At 46.5% G+C, this 17,477-nt stretch carries 17 protein-coding genes; 12 read left to right on the forward strand and 5 right to left on the reverse strand.

What is annotated here, in order from left to right; all coding sequences use genetic code 11:
• The first annotated feature begins 5 nt into the window (after positions 1-5).
• The 4 genes from OU814_RS08665 to OU814_RS08680 all read left to right on the forward strand — a co-directional run bounded on the left by OU814_RS08665 (position 6) and on the right by OU814_RS08680 (position 3,884).
• A complete protein-coding gene (locus OU814_RS08665) occupies positions 6-431 on the forward strand; it encodes a chemotaxis protein CheW (RefSeq protein WP_017289291.1) in 426 nt (141 codons plus the stop codon).
• 9 nt (positions 432-440) lie between these two features.
• Positions 441-1,856, forward strand: coding sequence for a methyl-accepting chemotaxis protein (locus OU814_RS08670; protein ID WP_190652977.1), 1,416 nt, complete (start codon positions 441-443; stop codon positions 1,854-1,856).
• A 124-nt stretch (positions 1,857-1,980) separates the two neighbouring features.
• Positions 1,981-3,060: a protein-glutamate methylesterase/protein-glutamine glutaminase gene (locus tag OU814_RS08675; RefSeq protein WP_268181954.1), complete on the forward strand. Its 1,080-nt coding sequence runs from the start codon at positions 1,981-1,983 to the stop codon at positions 3,058-3,060.
• Positions 3,060-3,884 carry a CheR family methyltransferase gene (locus tag OU814_RS08680; RefSeq protein WP_268181956.1) on the forward strand — a complete coding sequence of 275 codons (825 nt, stop codon included), beginning with the start codon at positions 3,060-3,062 and terminating at the stop codon, positions 3,882-3,884. The genes OU814_RS08675 and OU814_RS08680 overlap by 1 nt, the downstream gene beginning before the upstream one ends.
• 27 nt (positions 3,885-3,911) lie before the next feature.
• On the opposite strand, the gene OU814_RS08685 is transcribed toward OU814_RS08680, so the two are convergent.
• Positions 3,912-5,939: a hybrid sensor histidine kinase/response regulator gene (locus tag OU814_RS08685; RefSeq protein ID WP_268181958.1), complete on the reverse strand. Its 2,028-nt coding sequence runs from the start codon at positions 5,937-5,939 to the stop codon at positions 3,912-3,914.
• A 365-nt stretch (positions 5,940-6,304) separates the two neighbouring features.
• On the opposite strand from OU814_RS08685, the gene OU814_RS08690 reads away from it, so the two are divergent.
• The 7 genes from OU814_RS08690 to OU814_RS08720 all read left to right on the forward strand — a co-directional run bounded on the left by OU814_RS08690 (position 6,305) and on the right by OU814_RS08720 (position 12,559).
• Positions 6,305-7,408, forward strand: a complete 1,104-nt coding sequence (locus OU814_RS08690) for a trypsin-like peptidase domain-containing protein (RefSeq protein WP_017289286.1) — start codon at positions 6,305-6,307, stop codon at positions 7,406-7,408.
• Between the two features lie 157 nt (positions 7,409-7,565).
• On the forward strand, positions 7,566-8,735 hold the full coding sequence (locus tag OU814_RS08695; RefSeq protein ID WP_268181961.1) for an ABC exporter membrane fusion protein: 1,170 nt from the start codon (positions 7,566-7,568) through the stop codon (positions 8,733-8,735).
• Between the two features lie 12 nt (positions 8,736-8,747).
• A complete protein-coding gene (devC, locus tag OU814_RS08700) occupies positions 8,748-9,977 on the forward strand; it encodes an ABC transporter permease DevC (protein ID WP_268181963.1) in 1,230 nt (409 codons plus the stop codon).
• Positions 9,978-9,994: 17 nt separating this feature from the next.
• A complete protein-coding gene (locus tag OU814_RS08705; protein ID WP_017289283.1) occupies positions 9,995-10,693 on the forward strand; it encodes a DevA family ABC transporter ATP-binding protein in 699 nt (232 codons plus the stop codon).
• A 142-nt stretch (positions 10,694-10,835) separates the two neighbouring features.
• A complete protein-coding gene (gene hrcA / locus OU814_RS08710) occupies positions 10,836-11,900 on the forward strand; it encodes a heat-inducible transcriptional repressor HrcA (protein WP_268181966.1) in 1,065 nt (354 codons plus the stop codon).
• 24 nt (positions 11,901-11,924) lie between these two features.
• On the forward strand, positions 11,925-12,128 hold the full coding sequence (locus tag OU814_RS08715) for a hypothetical protein (RefSeq protein ID WP_242044249.1): 204 nt from the start codon (positions 11,925-11,927) through the stop codon (positions 12,126-12,128).
• Entirely contained in the window at positions 12,128-12,559 is a 432-nt protein-coding gene (locus OU814_RS08720) for a type II toxin-antitoxin system VapC family toxin (RefSeq protein ID WP_268181970.1), read from the forward strand. Before OU814_RS08715 ends, OU814_RS08720 begins: the two co-directional genes overlap by 1 nt.
• Positions 12,560-12,641: 82 nt before the next feature.
• Here the strand turns inward: OU814_RS08720 and asnS are convergent, their stop codons facing one another.
• Together asnS and OU814_RS08730 are read right to left on the reverse strand one after the other, a co-directional pair.
• On the reverse strand, positions 12,642-14,030 hold the full coding sequence (gene asnS, locus OU814_RS08725; protein ID WP_268181972.1) for an asparagine--tRNA ligase: 1,389 nt from the start codon (positions 14,028-14,030) through the stop codon (positions 12,642-12,644).
• Positions 14,031-14,033: 3 nt separating this feature from the next.
• Positions 14,034-14,411: a hypothetical protein gene (locus OU814_RS08730; RefSeq protein WP_017289278.1), complete on the reverse strand. Its 378-nt coding sequence runs from the start codon at positions 14,409-14,411 to the stop codon at positions 14,034-14,036.
• Positions 14,412-14,456: 45 nt separating this feature from the next.
• On the opposite strand from OU814_RS08730, the gene OU814_RS08735 reads away from it, so the two are divergent.
• Positions 14,457-14,732: a DUF6439 family protein gene (locus tag OU814_RS08735; RefSeq protein ID WP_017289277.1), complete on the forward strand. Its 276-nt coding sequence runs from the start codon at positions 14,457-14,459 to the stop codon at positions 14,730-14,732.
• Here the strand turns inward: OU814_RS08735 and OU814_RS08740 are convergent.
• Complete coding sequence (locus OU814_RS08740) at positions 14,729-15,925, reverse strand: ABC transporter ATP-binding protein (RefSeq protein ID WP_326498290.1); 1,197 nt, start codon at positions 15,923-15,925, stop codon at positions 14,729-14,731. The genes OU814_RS08735 and OU814_RS08740 overlap by 4 nt on opposite strands.
• Before the next feature lie 331 nt (positions 15,926-16,256).
• Positions 16,257-17,336: a hypothetical protein gene (locus OU814_RS08745; protein WP_268181974.1), complete on the reverse strand. Its 1,080-nt coding sequence runs from the start codon at positions 17,334-17,336 to the stop codon at positions 16,257-16,259.
• Positions 17,337-17,477 lie beyond the last annotated feature (141 nt).

The following is a 17,477-nucleotide window of genomic DNA, read 5'->3' on the forward strand; positions in this document are numbered from 1 at the left end:
CTGTAGTGACTCAACAGATCTGCACCTTCTATCTCAATGGTTCTTACTTTGGCATTGAAATTGAGGATGTTCAAGAAATTATTTGTCAACCCTCACTCACCCGAATTCCCCTCGCACCGCCGGAGATTTGCGGATTGATGAATCTCCGTGGGCAAATCATCCCAGTCGTCGATTTAGCTTGTCGTTTAGCCCTGAGATCGACACCCTGCGTCAGAAGCGATGAAACCATCTACAACATCATTGTTCATACGATCGAGGATACGGTCAGTTTCGTTGTGGATGACATTGGAGATGTGCTGCACTGTTCGAGCAGCACATTTGATCCACCTCCGAGTAATTTGAATCCTCAGATGCGAACTTTTCTAAAAGGAGCATACAAACTTGAGCAAGATTTTTTACTCGTTCTCAATACTGCAAAGATTTTAGATTAGGAGAGAGCAATGGTTTCTAACTCATCACAAAAGCAAGATTCGATAGTTGCAATGAAAGCAACACTGCTCGCAGCAATGCAGGCAGTCAATGCAGGCGATCTTTCAGTCCGGCTTGATGAAAGTAACGGACTTGAGGAGATTGCTCAAGAATTTAATCAATGGGTCAGCCATCATCAGCACTCTGCTCAAGGCATGAGTGAAGTAGAACGAGTCCTCAGCGCGATCGCACAAGGAAACCTGAATGCAAGAATTGCGCTAGAAATTGAGGAGCAACCACTTGCAGGCGAAGTGCTGCAAGTGGCAACACAGGTCAATGCCATAGCAGATCAACTCCAGTTAGTCGCAAGTGAAGTCACCCGTGTTACCCGCGAAATTGGAACACAAGGCAAGCTCGACTCAGTTGCAACCGTCAAAGATGTATCCGGAGACTGGCAAGCCCTGATTGAGAGCGTCAATCAGATGTCGAGTCAAGTCAACGAGCAGATTCGCAGTATTGCTCACATTTCGCGTGCAGTTGCTCAAGGAGACTTCGCAAACCAAATTACAGCAGAAAATGTCGGAGAGTTTCGGGTGCTCACTGATGATATCAATCAAATGATTCAGAACCTGCGGGACTCATTAGGTGAAATTGGAGAAATTTCGGCAACCGTTGCAAGCGCATCAGAAGAATTAACAGCCGTGAGCCGAGAAATGACAAGTAACGCCGGACAAACTTCTGAACAAGCGACTTCTGCGTCTGTCTCAGCAGAACAAGTCAGCCAGAACGCTGCCACCGTTGCGACCGCGATCGAAGAAATGAACCTGAGCATTCGCGAAATTGCTAAAAATGCAGCAGCAGGAGCACAGGTGGCGATGGATGCAGTAAAAACCTCGGATCAGACGAATGCCACGATTACGAAACTCGGTCAAAGCAGTGTTGAAATTGGTAAGGTGATCAAAGTCATTACCTCGATCGCTCAGCAAACAAATCTCCTCGCCTTGAATGCCACAATTGAAGCAGCACGAGCAGGCGATGCAGGTCGAGGATTTGCCGTTGTTGCCAGCGAAGTGAAAGAATTAGCGAAACAAACTGCTCATGCAACAGAAGATATCAGCCAGCGAATTGAAGCGATTCAGACCGATACAAAAGGTGCAGTCGAAGCAATTACTCAGATTACCGCAGTCATTAATCAAATTAATGATATTCAAAATACGATCGCGAGTTCTGTAGAAGAACAAACAGCAACGACGAATGAAATTGCTCGTAATGTTACAGAAGCCGCACAGGGAAGCTCTGATATTGCGAAAAATATTGGGGTTTTGGCAGACAATGCTCAAATGACAACCACTGGAGCAGACAACACAGCCCAAGCAGCAACGGAACTAGCACGAATGGCAGTCAACCTGCAAAACATTGTTCAGCAGTTTCGAGGTCTAAGCAGTTGAACATTTCTAGGGAAGAGAATTTGCGACAATACAGGCTCACTCAACTGTCAGTTGTGCTCTTAGAAAGCATCTGAGAACAGGTTATAGTCAACATCAAATCGGCACTGCCCTTTATCCTGTGAGCATGATGCAAAAAATTCGAGTTTTGATTGTGGATGATGCGGTCATGGTGCGAAGCCGTTTGAGTAAAATCTTAGCGACCGATCCGCACATCGAAGTCGTAGGAGTTGCAGCAACAGGACGAATTGCTCTTGCAAAACTGCCACAGCTTAAGCCCGACGTGATCATTCTCGATATAGAAATGCCTGATCTCAACGGGCTACAAACTTTAAGTCATATCCGCGACCTTGACCCAAAGCTCCCTGTGATTATGTTTAGTGCAATGACTCTCAAAGGAGCATCTATTACGTTAGACGCACTCGCTTTGGGAGCCTCAGACTATGTGACAAAGCCAGACCACATGCTCAATACAGGAGATGTCACTCAATATCTAGAAGCGACTCTAATTCCAAAAATCAAAGTCTTAAGCCGCAGAGAAAGCACAAAACCTCCGATCGCATCTTCCCTACCTGCGGTTTCTACAACCTCAACTAGAACTAATGCCCTCGCTGAGGTTGTCGCGATCGGAGTTTCAACGGGCGGACCGAATGCACTCGCTCGGATACTTTCAACCTTACCTGCTGATTTTCCAGTTCCCATCCTGATTGTGCAACATATGCCACCCATGTTTACAAAGCTACTCGCCGAACGACTGACGGCAAAATGCCCTTTGTCTGTGCGCGAAGCAACGATGGGCGCATGTTTGAAGCCCGGCACGATTTGGATTGCACCCGGAGATTATCATCTGAGCGTGCAACACACTCGATCAGGGGTGCAGCTTGTATTGGATCAAACTCCGCCTCGCAATTCTTGCCGTCCGTCGGTCGATGTTTTATTTGCATCCGTCGCAGAGACTTATGGCGATCGTGCTTTAGGTGTCGTTTTAACAGGCATGGGACAAGATGGGCTACAAGGTTGCTACAAAATTCGCGCATCGCATGGGCAAATCTTGGCTCAAGATGAAGCGAGCAGTGTGGTTTGGGGAATGCCGAAATTTGTAGTGAATGCAGGACTTGCAGATGCAGTGTTCGCGATCGATGACATGATGCCCGAGATTTTACGCCGGGTCAGTCGCGCGTCCAACTCGATGCGGAGCACCACCTAATGCCCAATTCTTCGTTTGATTTTGAGTATCTTCGTCATTTGGTGCGAGAGCAGTCTGGAGTTGTGCTAGAGCCACACAAAGACTATCTCGCGACCTTATATCTGAGTGAACTTGCGACTCAAGCTGGATTTGCATCTCTCGCGCCATTCGTTGAATATCTGAAGACAAGTCCTTTGAGTCATGTGCATCATCAAGCTATCGAAGCTTTAGTGATCCATGAAACGTCTTTTTTTCGCGATCGCTATCCTTTTGAAGCACTGCAATCTTGTGTGCTTCCGGCACTGATTGCAGCGCGAGCCATGCAGAAAACAATTCATATTTGGTGCGCAGCTTGCTCAACCGGGCAGGAACCCTATAGCGTTGCGATGTTGATTCGAGAAAATTTTCCAGAACTTTCTACTTGGACAGTTCGGATTATTGCGAGTGATTTTTCTCAGCAGGCTTTGGATCGAGCCGAGCAGGGACGGTATAGCAGTTTAGAGGTCGAGCGAGGATTAACGCCTAAGTTGCGCGATCGCTATTTCTATAAGACTGAGCAATCTTGGCAAATCATTCATGAAATTCAACAGATGGTTGAGTTTCGACCCCTGAACCTGATTCAATCTTGGAGCGTCCTGCCAAAAATGGATGTTATTTTTCTCAGAAATGTTCTGATTTACTTTGATGTTGAGACCAAGCGATCGATTTTGAACAAAGTTCAGACCTATTTACAGCAGGATGGCTACTTGTTTCTAGGCGGCGGCGAAACTACTTTTCACTTGGATTCTCGATTTGAAGCAGTTCAAGGTAAAACGAGTCTGTACCATCGTCTCCGAAGTGCATGAGCAGTACTCTGCTTTTATCTTTTCTGTCTATCTGTGATCCAACAAAGCAGCACGGGGACTGTATCTTGGTAAACGTACTGTAACAGTTGCTCCTTGCCCAATGCCAGGGCTTTCTATCGTAACCGTGCCGTGATGTAATTCAACGAGATTTTTGACGATCGCTAGTCCCAAGCCTAAACCATCTTTCGACCCCATATTCTGCTGACCTTGCTTAAAGCGCTCAAAAATTTGCGGCAAGATCTCAGGCGCAATGCCCTTTCCCGTATCCTGAACTTGCAGCATCACTTCAGACTCGATCGCAGATAGAGAAATCTCGACTCGTCCCCCCGCAGGTGTGAATTTAATTGCATTTGTCATCAAGTTAACGACAATCTGCTGAAGACGATGAAAGTCCCCTGCAATGTGTGGTACAGCAGCGAAGTGCATTTCGATCTGAATCGGCTTAGCCTCGGTCATGGGGCGAACGACATCTAAAGCCGATTCAATCACTTCGATCAAATTCACAGCCGCAATTTGCAGATGCAATGTTCCTCGAACCATGCGAGAAATATCGAGCAAATCTTCGACGAGTTGCACTTGTGCTTGAGTATTGCGCCAGATTGTATCAAGCGCTTTTGCCATTGTTGCTTCATCGAGCTTGCGAGTTTGTAAAAGCTTTGCCCAGCCTGCGATCGAGTTAAGAGGCGATCGTAGTTCATGCGCGACGACAGCGACAAACTCATCTTTACTGCGATTCGCTGCTTCAGCTTCTTCCCGCGCGGCTTGCGCTTCCATCAACAGTCGAGTTCGATCTGCCTCAATCTGCTTGAGGTCATGAATATCGGTTGCTGTTCCGAACCATTTTACGATTTGCCCCTGAGCATTTTTCAACGGTGTCGCTTGATGCAAATGCCAGCGATAAATGCCGTCTGCTCGTTGTATCCGCCCTTCGGCTTGATAAGAGTTGCCTTCTTGCTGTGCCTGCTGCCAGGCTTGCGTGAGAATGGGAACATCTTCAGGATGAACAATCTGTTGCCAGCCATCGGTTTGAGCTTGCTGTAGCGTCAATCCAGTGAACTCCGTCCAGCGTTGATTCACATCGAGCATCACGCCCTCCGCAGTTGCAATCCAAACTAACTGCGGAATCAGACCGGATAGATACCGATAGCGTTCTTCGCTTTGGCGTAGTGTTTCTTCAACTTGTTGGCGTTCGGCTTGGTGCTGTTTCGCTTGAGTCACATCGATCGCTGCCAAAATTGCATAATCTGGGCGAGGCGTTTGACCCGAACGATCGAAGAAGATTTGTTTTCGCACACTTAGCCAACGCACCGCGCCATCTCGCCCCCGAATCCGATATTCATGAGCAAACCAACCAGCTCCAGCGGGATGCATCGCTTGTGCAATCAGGCGAGCCAGTTCATCGCGATCGTCAGGATGAACGTTCGCGTGAAAGCGATCGCGGGTGACGGTTAAATCTGTAATCTCAATTCCATAGAGAACTGCCGCTTCGGGAGAAAGCGTGACTGTATTCGAGACATAATCAAATCGAGCCAAGGCAACGCCCGCGACTTTGATACCGAGTTGTAATTGTTGCTCTGATTCTTGAAGCTGGTGCTGATGATATTTGAGATCGTTTTCGTACCGCAGTTGCTCAGATTCCGCCTGTTGCAGTTGTAATCGTAATCGAGCACTCTCGATCGCGCTTCGTATCGTCACCTGCAAGAGTTCTGGTGTGAGATAATGTTTTACTAGGTAATCTTCTGCTCCTCGCTTCATCGCTTGTACTGCAAGTCTTTCATCTCCTCCATCTGTAATCATCACCATCGGTGGGCTTCCATCCTTACTCTGCGCGTGCAGTGCTTGAATCATCTCAAGACCATTCCCATCGGGTAGCACATACTCTAAGAGAATCACATCGATCGCTTGGGTTCGACATATTTCTAATGCCTCTATGATCGATTCAGCTTCCAACAAGCGATAGGCGTACTCCGAATCCGACATCAAATACTGCCGATATCTCTCTCGATCCGGCAGGCAATCTCCAATGAGAAGCAGCGTTTGAGTAGAACAGGTCATACGATCGATAAAATTGACAATGCGACGATAATCTGGGTTATCAATGCTACTCAGGCTCAGAGTGATGCGTTGAGGTAGGACTGATTGTCTTCACACAAACTCTCTAGAGAATGACCACTCCTCTTAACGATGAGAATACTCCTGAAGGGAGAGAAGTGAGAAATGTCAAAGGAATGTTCAAAAGATTGGTTTGAGAAGTAATAGAGTTTATCCGTTATTTTTGATTTTTGAAAGCCCAAACACATTTGTATCGCATCAGTGCGAAGTTCTATCGTAGGAATGAAGGCGATTTGACGACAACCTCTACGCTGTGAATAGGCTAATTTTTAGTTAAAATTTTCCGATCTAAACATAAGGGAACAATTATGCATAAACCATTTCAGTGGGGTTGGCTCAGTAGCGCGATCGTATGGATTGGACTGCTATGGCTCAGCTTCCCAGCACAAGCAGCTCCCTTCGGAAATTTAGATGACAACTTTGTGATGAATGCTGTCGATCGTGCGGAGAATGCGGTCGTGCAGGTCAATGTCTCTCGAACTTTAGGGGGTGAAGTTCCCACAGCATTACGTCCATTTTTAGGAAATCCGCAAGCAGCGCCAGGTCGGGTATTGCGCGGGTTAGGTTCGGGATTTGTGATCAACAAAGTCGGGCAAATCCTTACCAATGCCCATGTTGTAGATAGCGCAGATACCGTCACCGTAACATTTCAAGATGGGCGTGTTTTAGAAGGCAAAGTGCTCGGAAAAGACCCCGTCACAGATGTCGCTGTGATCAAAGTAGAGACTGATAATTTGCCCACAGTGACATTAGGTGATTCGGATCAAGTTCGGCAAGGACAGTGGGCGATCGCGATTGGGAATCCGCTCGGGCTCCAAGAAACCGTGACCGTCGGTGTGATTAGTGGAACAGAGCGATCGAGTGTCGATATTGGTGTTCCAGATAAACGTGTCGGCTTTTTGCAAACAGATGCAGCCATCAATCCGGGTAATTCTGGCGGCCCATTGCTCAATGCTCAAGGCGAAGTTATTGGGATCAATACAGCTATCATTCAGGGCACACAAGGATTAGGCTTTGCGATCCCAATTAACACAGCCAAAACAATTGCAGAACAATTAATCGCAACAGGAGCAGCAACGCATCCTTACATCGGAGTGCAATTAGTCGCGCTAGATCCGAATGTCAAGAACTATGTCAATCAGTTACCGAATAGCCGTCTAAAAGTTGAGCAAGATCAAGGGATCTTAGTCGTGCAAGTTGGTCAAGGAACACCTGCTGCAAAAGCTGGACTCCGTGCCGGAGACGTGATTGAAATGATTAACGATCAGCCTGTTCAACAAGTCAAAATGATTCAACAACAGGTCGATGAAGCCGGAATTCATGGCAGATTAAATGTCCAAGTCAGACGAAAAGATCGCACCGTTGCGATCGCGATCTCACCTGAACAAATGCCAACGATGGAACCTCGGTAATCGGTTTTATCGCAGTCCTCAAAGGGTTGCAAGTTGGGAGAATGGGGGCAACAGAAGTTTGCTGTTAAATTCTTCATATTCAGTAATAATTGGTTCATAATAGAAGAACTTCGCTCCCGTTCTTTTTTCTTGCTTACCATAAGCTAGGAGTTCCGTTGTGAGTCTGAAACCGCTGATGAAACCTGGTGGTGCGCGCGTGGTGTTGATTGGGTCTGCGATCGCACTCGCTTTAACTGGCTTTGGCATTTTCTCTTATTCAATTTTTCGTCCCACATCGCAATCGTCTGCTAGCCCATCCCAGCAAGAACAATCTTTTCAACCCGATGCAGTCAGCGCACTAGGACGATTAGAACCAGAAGGCGGTGTGATTAAAGTTTCGGCTCCGAGTGCGTCTGCTGCGGGCGGATTTGGCGGATCGCGAATTGAACGAGTTTTAGTCAAAGAAGGCGCAAACGTTAAAGCAAATCAGCCCTTAGCTGTTCTCGATACTTACCAATCGCTGTTAGCCACTGCCATGCAGGCAGAAGCACAAGTCAAAGAAGCTGAATCGAGATTGGCACAAGTGCAAGCCGGAGCAAAACGAGGCGATATCAACGCTCAACGGGCAACTGTACTGCGCGCACAGGCAGAATTGCCGAAAGCAGAAGCAGAGTATGCGCGAGTCGATGCAGAATTTCAGAAAGCAAAGTGGGATTACGATCGCTTTTCGACACTCTTCAAAGAAGGAGCCGTGAACGAATCAGAGGTGAGAAATCGTAAGCTGGCTCTGGACACCACAGAAAAACAGCGACAACAAGCTTCGGCAGCGGTCGCACAAGCACAGCTTGAGTTTGAAGGGGCAAAGCAAACGTTAGAAAGTGTTGCCGAAGTGCGCCCAACCGATGTACAGCAAGCAGCAGCAGGCGTACAGGTTGCGATGGCAAACTTTCAGCGAGCAAAAGCAGATTTAGATAAAGCGATCGTCCGTGCTCCTGTTGAGGGTCAAGTCTTGAAAATTCATAGCGATCCGGGTGAAGTCGTTGGCAATGAAGGCGTCATGGATCTCGGTCGCACGAATCAGATGTATGTTGTTGCTGAAATCGATGAGAATTTTATTCGTCGGGTAAAAGCAGGACAACGTGCGAAAATTACAGGGTTTGCTTTTCCGGGAGAACTCACCGGAACCGTCGATCGTGTTGGCTTACAAGTGCGTAAGAACGAAGTTTTGAACACTGATCCGATTGATAAAACCGATACGCGAGTCGTAGAAGTCAAAATTCGCCTAGACAACAGTGAACCCGTTGCAGGATTGACGAACTTGCAAGTGAAAGTTGTGATCGAACCATAGGGGGAGCGGTTAATGTTTGCAATTCCTCTAGCTTGGTTACAACTTAAGCGCGAGAAAATTCGGTTGCTTGTTGCATTAGCTGGAATTGGCTTTGCCGTCATTCTGATGTTTCTGCAATTGGGATTTCAGGATGCCTTATTTGATAGCGCTGTCACACTACATCAGAACATTGAAGGCGATATTTTCTTGGTCAGTCCACAATCGACTTCCTTGATTGCCATGAAAAGCTTTCCAGAGCGGCGGCTCTATCAGTCGTTAGGCTTTGCCGGAGTGAAGTCGATTAGTCCGATTTACATTGGGTTTGGAATTTGGAAGAATCCGTATTGGCAGGGTCTACCGACCCCTCAGACGCGCAGTATTTTGGTGCTTGGAACGAATCCAGGAGATACGTTATTTTCAGTTCCAGGCGTAGAAGAGAATCGATCGAAGATTCGTCTGACTGATGTCGTGCTATTTGATAGTGCGTCTCGTCCTGAGTTTGGGCCGATTCCAGAAAAACTTCAGGCGCTCAGCCCATCTGATCCACCGATTCGGACTGAAGTTGAAAGTCGGCAGATTGAGATTGGAGGCTTATTTCGACTGGGGGCTTCCTTTGGCGCAGATGGCAACTTAATGACAAGCGATCTCACTTTCCATCGCATTTTTCCGAGCCGTGATCCGAGGCAGATTGATATCGGGGTAATTAAGCTCGAACCAGGAGCAGACTTGTATGCAAGTTTAGAACGGTTCAAGAATTTGCCAGGAGAACGCCGAATTGACCCGAAAAAACAAGACAATCGCGAGGATTTTGTCATTGGTGATGTGCGTGTGATGTCGAAAGCAGCATTTATCGCTTTTGAGATGAACTACTGGAAAGACAGTACTGCGATCGGGTTTATTTTTACCTTGGGAACTGCGATCGGATTTATTGTCGGAACAGTGATTGTTTACCAAATTCTCTATACGGATGTCGCAGATCATTTAGCTGAATATGCCACGCTCAAAGCAATGGGCTATAAGAATCGCTATCTGTTATCTGTTGTGTTTCAAGAAGCAATCATCTTATCAGTCATGGGATATATCCCTGGCTATGTTCTCTGCATTGGCTTATACCATTTAACTCGCAATGCAACTTCATTACCGCTTGCGATGACGCTCTCAAGAGGAATCTTTGTCTTGTGTCTGACCATCTTAATGTGTGTGATCTCTGGCGCGATCGCGGTTCGTAAAGTCCAACAAGCTGATCCGGCTGACATTTTTTAACCTGATATTTTCCAACTATGGCAAGCGATTCCATCATCAAGATTCAAAACGTCAATCACTACTATGGTTCTGGACGATTACGGAAGCAGGTTTTATTTGATGTCACAGCCTCGATCGAGCCTGGCGAAGTTGTAATTATGACCGGGCCATCTGGTTCTGGAAAGACAACGCTTCTCACTTTAATTGGAGCATTACGATCGACTCAAGAAGGCAGTATGCAAGTCTTAGGAGAAGAATTGAGAGATGCACCTGAAAGTAAACTGGTTGAGCTACGGCGCAACATTGGCTATATCTTTCAAGCCCACAATTTGCTGAATTCTTTGACCGCTCGACAGAATGTCCAGATGTCGATCGAGCTGCATACGGATATTCCAAAAGTCAAAGCCTATTCGATGGCAGAGTCGATGTTAGCGGCAGTTGGACTTGGAGAGTGGATCAATCAATATCCTCATGAGCTTTCGGGAGGACAAAAGCAAAGAGTTGCGATCGCTAGAGCTTTAGTGTGTAATCCAAAAATTGTTCTAGCAGACGAACCCACTGCGGCACTCGATAAAAAATCAGGTCGAGATGTAGTCGAGATTATGCAAAATCTAGCAAAGCAGCAGGGCGCAGCAATTTTGCTAGTGACGCATGATAATCGAATTTTAGATATTGCCGATCGCATTATCAATATGGAAGATGGCCAGCTTTCCTCGATCTCAGTTGCGCCAGTCTGACTGCCCTAAAAATTGTCCAGCGCTCAAAGATAAATTTAAGGATTTCGTCGGTTTTGCTACGATACTTCGCCAGAATCTGAAGTAAACATAATGAAAATGCTATCGTAGTCTCAATTCGATATAAAGCGCTTGTTCTTACAAAATGCCGATAAATCCTCCCCTTAATCATCGCCAGCAGCAAGTTCTCTGGGCAACGGTCAGGCATTATATTGCCACTGCCGAACCTGTTGGATCAGGCGCATTAGTCAAAGAGTTTAATCTCAGCGTCAGTTCTGCGACAATTCGCAATGCGATGGGACACCTGGAAAAAGTTGGGCTATTGTTTCAGCCGCATACTTCAGCAGGTCGTGTTCCCTCAGATTCAGGCTATCGAATTTATGTAGATCAATTGATTCAGCCCTCGCCAGGCATCTCGGTGCAATTAGAGCAGATGTTGAGCGATCGCTTAAATTGGGACAAATGGAGCTTTGAGTCTGTTTTAAAAGGGGCAGCACAAATTCTATCAACGCTGAGTGGATACATCGCGATCGTCACGATGCCGATGACGCATACGACGCAACTCCGCCATTTACAACTGGTTCCCATTGATGCAAGTCGCGTCATGCTGATTGTAGTCACCGACACGTATGAAACCCAGTCTGTCTTGATGGAACTGCCACCGTCTGAAGATGATCCAGAAGTCATCGATCGCGAACTCAAAATTCTCTCGAACTTTTTGTCTGAGCAATTGCGCGGTCGCTCTTTGACCGAGTTACAAACCTTAGACTGGGGTGAGTTGGGGCGAGAGTTCGATCGCTATAGTTCCTTACTCACGTCTGTTCTGACAGATTTACTCAATCGTCTCGCTCAATCGGCGCTGCCCTCTCAATTGATGATTAGCGGAGTGGCTGAAGTATTGCGCCAGCCTGAATTCTCAGAACTCAATCAAGTGCAAATGATCCTGCATTTGCTGGAAGAAGAACAGGATCAGCTTGTGCCGTTGATTTTTGATCAACCGGATTCAGAAGGTCGGCGCGTCTCGATCCGAATTGGTTCTGAAAATCCACTGGAACCGATCCGCGCTTGTTCGCTGATTTCATCGACTTACAATCGCGGCACGGTTCCAGTCGGAAGTATCGGTGTTTTGGGGCCAACTCGAATGCTGTATGAAGATACGATCGCCTTGGTTGAGGCGACCGCTGACTATCTTTCGGATAGACTCAGTTAACATTTTCTTCAGAGGTTTGAGCTTATGAGAACACAGCGAGTTTCAGACATGACGATCGAAGAACTTAAAACATTCGTGACTCAAATTGTGGATGAAAAACTGCATCGCGCCCCGGAAGACGATCGTACTATAGAAGAAGTTTTGGCAGCAATGGATCAGATCCGCTGGACTCCGCCACCCGATGCAAAAACGACTTCAGAGATGATTCGTGAGGATCGAGATCAATAATGTCTGCTTACGTCGTCGATGCTAGTGTTTTGATTCAGTATGCAATCACACAAGAATACACACCAGCAGTAAGAGTTTTGATTGCGCGGATGTATCAGGGAGATCGTCTATATGTGCCCGAGTTTTGTCTTCTAGAGTGTACAAACGTGATTTGGAAGGCTGTTCGGTTTAATGATCTAGCACCCTCGATCGCATCTCAAATTATCACAGAGTTACAACGTTTACCATTGCAAATCGAGCCAGTCATCTCGCTATTGCCCAATGCACTGCAAATTGGGTTAACGTATCAACTTGCAATTTATGACTCGCTCTACATCGCGCTTGCTGAGCAATTAGATCTTCCCCTCATTTCGCTAGATGAGCGTCAGGTGAGAGCTGCAGCTGCAAAGGGGCTTATAATTCAACCCCTTGCAGATTTCTCGTCCATTTAAGAAAAATGGATAGCGCAAATATATAAGCACAGTTCAGTAGAAAGATTTGACACAATCGAAAATCGATCAGAAATCTTGAACTCTAAAACTCCACATTCTGAGGTGTGCGCGGGAATGGAATCACATCGCGAATGTTTGCCATTCCAGTCATAAATTGCACCAATCGCTCAAATCCCAATCCAAACCCAGCATGGGGCACAGTTCCATACCGACGCAGATCTAGATACCACCAGTAGGTTGCCGGATCTAAGCCTTGCTGAATAATTCGCCGTTCCAACACATCTAACCGTTCTTCGCGCTGCGATCCGCCGATGATTTCGCCGATCTTCGGCGCGAGAATGTCCATTGCTCGAACAGTCTTGCCATCATCACTCAGCCGCATGTAGAACGCTTTAATCTCAGTCGGATAATCGGTGACGATCGTTGGCTTCTTAAACAAATCCTCTGCTAAATAGCGCTCATGCTCGGATTGCAGATCTAAGCCCCATTCAACCGGATACTCAAATTTCTTGTCGGCTTTTTCTAAAAGCTCGATCGCTTTGGTATAAGTAATCCGCTCAAACTGATTGTTGATAATATTTTCAGCCGTTGACAACACTGACTGATCAATCAGCTTATTGAAAAACTCCATATCTTCAGGACAATGCTCCATCACATAGCTGAAGATGTATTTCAAAAAGGCTTCGGCTAAATCCATATCTCCGTCGAGATCGCAGAATGCCATCTCAGGTTCAACCATCCAGAATTCTGCTAAATGTCGCGAAGTATTCGAGTTTTCTGCCCGGAAGGTTGGCCCAAATGTATAGACATTGCTGAATGCCATTGCCATGATCTCAGCTTCGAGTTGTCCACTCACCGTCAGATAAGCAGGCTTGCCAAAGAAATCCTGACTGTAATCAATCTCTTTTTGATCATTCAGCGGAGGCTGTTTCAGATTCAAGCTCGTCACAGCGAACATTTCACCTGCACCTTCACAGTCACTCGCCGTAATCACAGGAGTATGAACCCACAAAAATCCGCGCTCTTGGAAAAACTGATGAATAGCAGTCGCGCAGGCATTCCGCACTCGGAACACCGCACCTAAAGTATTGGTGCGCGATCGTAAATGTCCAATCTCTCTTAAAAACTCAAACGAATGCCGCTTCTTCTGCAACGGATAAGTTTCAGGATCAGCCTCGCCATAGACTTTGACCGACTCAGCTTTTAATTCAATCCGCTGACCTTTGCCAGGAGACGGAACCAGCACGCCCGACACTTCCACCGAAGCTCCGGTACTGATGCGTTTGAGACTTGCCTCATAATCGGACACGTCTTGATTAATCACAACTTGCAGCCCAGCCATTGAAGAGCCATCATTCACTTCAATAAATGAGAAACCTTTTTGCTCACGCTTTGTTCTCACCCAACCTTGAATCGTTACAGTTTCGTCAGGTTGACCAGCGCGGAGAAGTTCTGCAATACGTCGAGTCATAAATCACTTGGGGCTAGACAAACTAGAAGGAGTCGAAGAAGAATTTGGCGTTGGATTTTTCAGAGTGACGAAGGCAAGCGACCAACCGATCGCAATTCCCAGTCCTCCGAATCGCACCGCCAACCAGAATATTTCTGTCAAGCCAGACCACGAAAACAATCGGCTTTCCAGATTTAATTCTAGTTCTTCTAATTGTTGCTCAATTTCCCGTAATTCGGTTTTCAATTTTGCCGATTCTTTCTGAGTTTCTAGCTCAGCTTTTCGCTGTTGATCTTGCTGAACTTGAGCATAGCGATCTTTGAGGGCATTGAGCGATCGCTCAACATTTTCCAAATTTTGCTCAAAATTGGTTTCTTCTGATTCTGATTGCGAAGCCGACATGCGCCAAAATAAAGGAAGAACGCTTCATTTTACTCACATCTCATCATGTCAGAAACTCTTTCTTCTCCAGCCTCTCTCTCTGAAGCAACCACCCTCGAACTGGCTCAAGCCCTAGTCGAACGCTTAAGCATTACCAATCAAGATTGGCATCGCCTCAAATCGAATCGCAAAGCCAGAGCACTCGAACAATCAGCAGTTGCATTAGTCTACCTGCTCAAAGAAAATCCAGAAGAAGCCCTCCCTCGCTTGCAGCAAGCAGTCGGCTGGCTCGATCGTTCGATTTCTGCACCGCCTTGTCCGTCTCATGGAAATCGGCATTAGCGCAACTCAGGCACGATCGCATTTCCGCTTTCTTGATCAAACAAATGAATTTTGTCGATCGGCAACGCTAGCCGTAGCGCTTCACCCAGTTTTACCGCCCGATCAGGCGTAATTCGGACTTGCATCGTGTCAGAGTTGTCTGCCAAGCGCACCGATAAAACAGTTTCGTGCCCCAATGCTTCGATCAAATCCACTGCAACTAAAAGGGTCTGATCGGTGGAGTCACTCAAACTGAGATGCTCAGGACGAATGCCAAGCGAGATCATTTGCGCGTCATAGCGATTTAGCACAGATGCCCACTGCTCCGGCAAAGTCAGTTGAAATAACGCATGATGCAGCGTGAGGGGTGCGCGAACTTGCACTGGAATAAAGTTCATTGGCGGCGAACCGATGAATTCAGCTACAAAGCGATTGGCGGGAGTGTTGTAAAGTTCCAGCGGGGTTGCCAGTTGTTGAATTTGTCCGGCATTCATGACAGCAATGCGATCGCCCATCGTCATCGCTTCAGTTTGATCGTGCGTGACGTAAATTGTCGTTGTGCCTAGCTGTCGCTGGAGTTTGACAATCTGAGCGCGGGTTTCGGCTCTCAGTTTTGCATCTAAGTTTGAGAGCGGTTCATCCATCAAAAAGACTTGCGGATTTCTTGCCATCGCACGACCCAGGGCAACTCGCTGTTTTTGCCCACCTGAGAGTTGTTTCGGAAGACGATTCAGTAACGGCTCAATTTGTAACATCCGAGCCACGAGTTTAACTCGTTCTTGGACGGCTTGTTCTCGATCGCTGACATAGCGCATTCCGCTCGGTAATTTGCGCGTCACACCGACTGCAAGATTCTCTGTCCATTTCGATCTCTTGCCATCGAGCTTCGTGCGACGCAATCCAAACGCGAGGTTGTCATAAACGCTCATATGCGGATAGAGCGCGTAATTTTGAAACACCATCGCGATGTCGCGCTCTTTGGGAGGCAAATCGTTGACAATGCGATCGCCGACGCGAATTTGTCCGGCGGTCAGTTCTTCGAGTCCTGCAATCAGTCTCAGCAACGTGCTTTTGCCACAGCCAGACGGCCCGACGAGCACCATAAACTCGCCGTCTTCGATGCGGAGATTAATCGATCTCAAGACCGCATTTTTTTCGCTCTGATCGCCCTTCTGATAGGACTTATAGATGTTTTCGAGAACAACTTGAGCCACGATCGTTTGCCCTAATTTCGTAGATGCAAGTGTAGCGTATTCCAGAGAGCGAGAAAGTTACAAAATCGAATATTGCTCTGCTCATGTCATGAGGAGTAAGAGGAGGTTTGAAACGTATCGTTCATCGCATTCACCCGCCCCGGAATGGAATTCCAGGGCTAACGGTGCGAAGTCCTTAAAAGGACTGCATCGCTCAAACCTCTGTGTAGTCCAGTTTAGTGGACTTCGTTTTACTAGCCCTGGAATTCCATTCCGGGGCGGGAGGACAACGTGAGCGAAGAGTCTTTTTATACTTTTAAAACGTCCTCTCAGCGTTGAGCAAAGTTATACATCACTTACATTTCAATTTCATCGAATTAATCTGAAATTGAATCGTTGAAATTCGATGTTTTCCAGATAATTCCTGCGCTCCAAACAGATAGCCTTCCTCTTTCAACTCATCCACCGTTCGCCAAAAAATTTGATTATTTCGAGAAGAATTACTTCCAAACAAATCCAAATTCTTAAACAAATACTGCTTAGAAATTGAAATGAATTGTCCGTCTGTGAGCGTATCCCATTTCATGCGGCTCGCCAGATAGATTAGAAGCTTTGTTTTATAGTCGCATTTTGCATTACTTCCAAGTCGCTGAGTAATGTCAAACTGGTTTGGAAATAAGACACAATCTCCGTTTCTTGTGCCATCAAAAAATTCCAAAGAGATCGTGTAAGAATCAGCCAATTCATACGTATAATCAGCTGCTTTTGTAATATCAAAGTCTCTAGGAGCATGATCCACCTCGTAATCTTTAATTCTCAGAATGCTTTTAATCATGACTTTTGCGCCACGATTCAGACTTGTCTTCTTGAAAGATTGAGCTAATACCAATTCAGTTCGATGCAGCGCAACCAAATCGCGATTTAACTGCGATCGCAATTTCGATGCAAACCCGCCATCTTTCGTCCGCGTATATCCCAAAATCTCCAATAAATCGTTCGATCGAAATTTAACTGTCCCGTTATTTCCCTGCTCGGCTGCCAATTTATAAAGGTAAAGAATGATCGAGATTTGGCGTGGATTTAGGAACGTCATCAACGCCATGAACATTCTTTGAATTCGGCGATCGTGGATTTTTTCTAATCCATTACTCACGCCTTTATTCACACAAGCCGACCAATCTAGATTGGCATATTCTGCTTTCAGATCCGCTAATTCTTCATCTGACAAATTCTCTAAAGGAACGCGCCGAATCACCGAAAACTCGCTGTCATCTTGAGCATCCTCCTCGACCCGCATTTCCAAATAATAGCCATCGACATCCGATCGCAAAATTGGTAAGCGCACATCTGGATTTCGCACAGATGCCCCTGCTCTAGGCAAGACCATCAAAAGTTGACTATCGACTGGAAAGGCTGCTTCTAGTTGTTTCATCGCTCGTGAGAATGAGAACCCCACATATAGTGCCTCACCCTCTGAATTTTGTCTAGTGGTAAAACGCTATATCTGGGGTCTTACCGACCAATGATCCACGATGACCCCCACCAGTAGTAGTGTTTTTGCGGAGTCCTATAA

The sequence above is a fragment of the Leptolyngbya sp. GGD genome, assembly GCF_026735145.1.
Classification (GTDB): Bacteria; Cyanobacteriota; Cyanobacteriia; order Leptolyngbyales; family Leptolyngbyaceae; genus Leptolyngbya; species Leptolyngbya boryana.

Excerpts from the sequence above, each read along its gene's own strand:
- OU814_RS08670 (WP_190652977.1), top strand. The coding sequence starts at position 441 with ATGGTTTCTAACTCATCACAAAAGCAAGATTCGATAGTTGCAATGAAA.
- OU814_RS08730 (WP_017289278.1), bottom strand. The coding sequence starts at position 14,411 with ATGTCGGCTTCGCAATCAGAATCAGAAGAAACCAATTTTGAGCAAAAT.
- OU814_RS08690 (WP_017289286.1), top strand. The coding sequence starts at position 6,305 with ATGCATAAACCATTTCAGTGGGGTTGGCTCAGTAGCGCGATCGTATGG.
- OU814_RS08675 (WP_268181954.1), top strand. The coding sequence starts at position 1,981 with ATGATGCAAAAAATTCGAGTTTTGATTGTGGATGATGCGGTCATGGTG.
- hrcA (WP_268181966.1), top strand. The coding sequence starts at position 10,836 with ATGCCGATAAATCCTCCCCTTAATCATCGCCAGCAGCAAGTTCTCTGG.
- OU814_RS08685 (WP_268181958.1), bottom strand. The coding sequence starts at position 5,939 with ATGACCTGTTCTACTCAAACGCTGCTTCTCATTGGAGATTGCCTGCCG.
- asnS (WP_268181972.1), bottom strand. The coding sequence starts at position 14,030 with ATGACTCGACGTATTGCAGAACTTCTCCGCGCTGGTCAACCTGACGAA.
- OU814_RS08715 (WP_242044249.1), top strand. The coding sequence starts at position 11,925 with ATGAGAACACAGCGAGTTTCAGACATGACGATCGAAGAACTTAAAACA.
- OU814_RS08705 (WP_017289283.1), top strand. The coding sequence starts at position 9,995 with ATGGCAAGCGATTCCATCATCAAGATTCAAAACGTCAATCACTACTAT.
- OU814_RS08745 (WP_268181974.1), bottom strand. The coding sequence starts at position 17,336 with ATGAAACAACTAGAAGCAGCCTTTCCAGTCGATAGTCAACTTTTGATG.
- OU814_RS08720 (WP_268181970.1), top strand. The coding sequence starts at position 12,128 with ATGTCTGCTTACGTCGTCGATGCTAGTGTTTTGATTCAGTATGCAATC.
- OU814_RS08680 (WP_268181956.1), top strand. The coding sequence starts at position 3,060 with ATGCCCAATTCTTCGTTTGATTTTGAGTATCTTCGTCATTTGGTGCGA.
- OU814_RS08735 (WP_017289277.1), top strand. The coding sequence starts at position 14,457 with ATGTCAGAAACTCTTTCTTCTCCAGCCTCTCTCTCTGAAGCAACCACC.
- devC (WP_268181963.1), top strand. The coding sequence starts at position 8,748 with ATGTTTGCAATTCCTCTAGCTTGGTTACAACTTAAGCGCGAGAAAATT.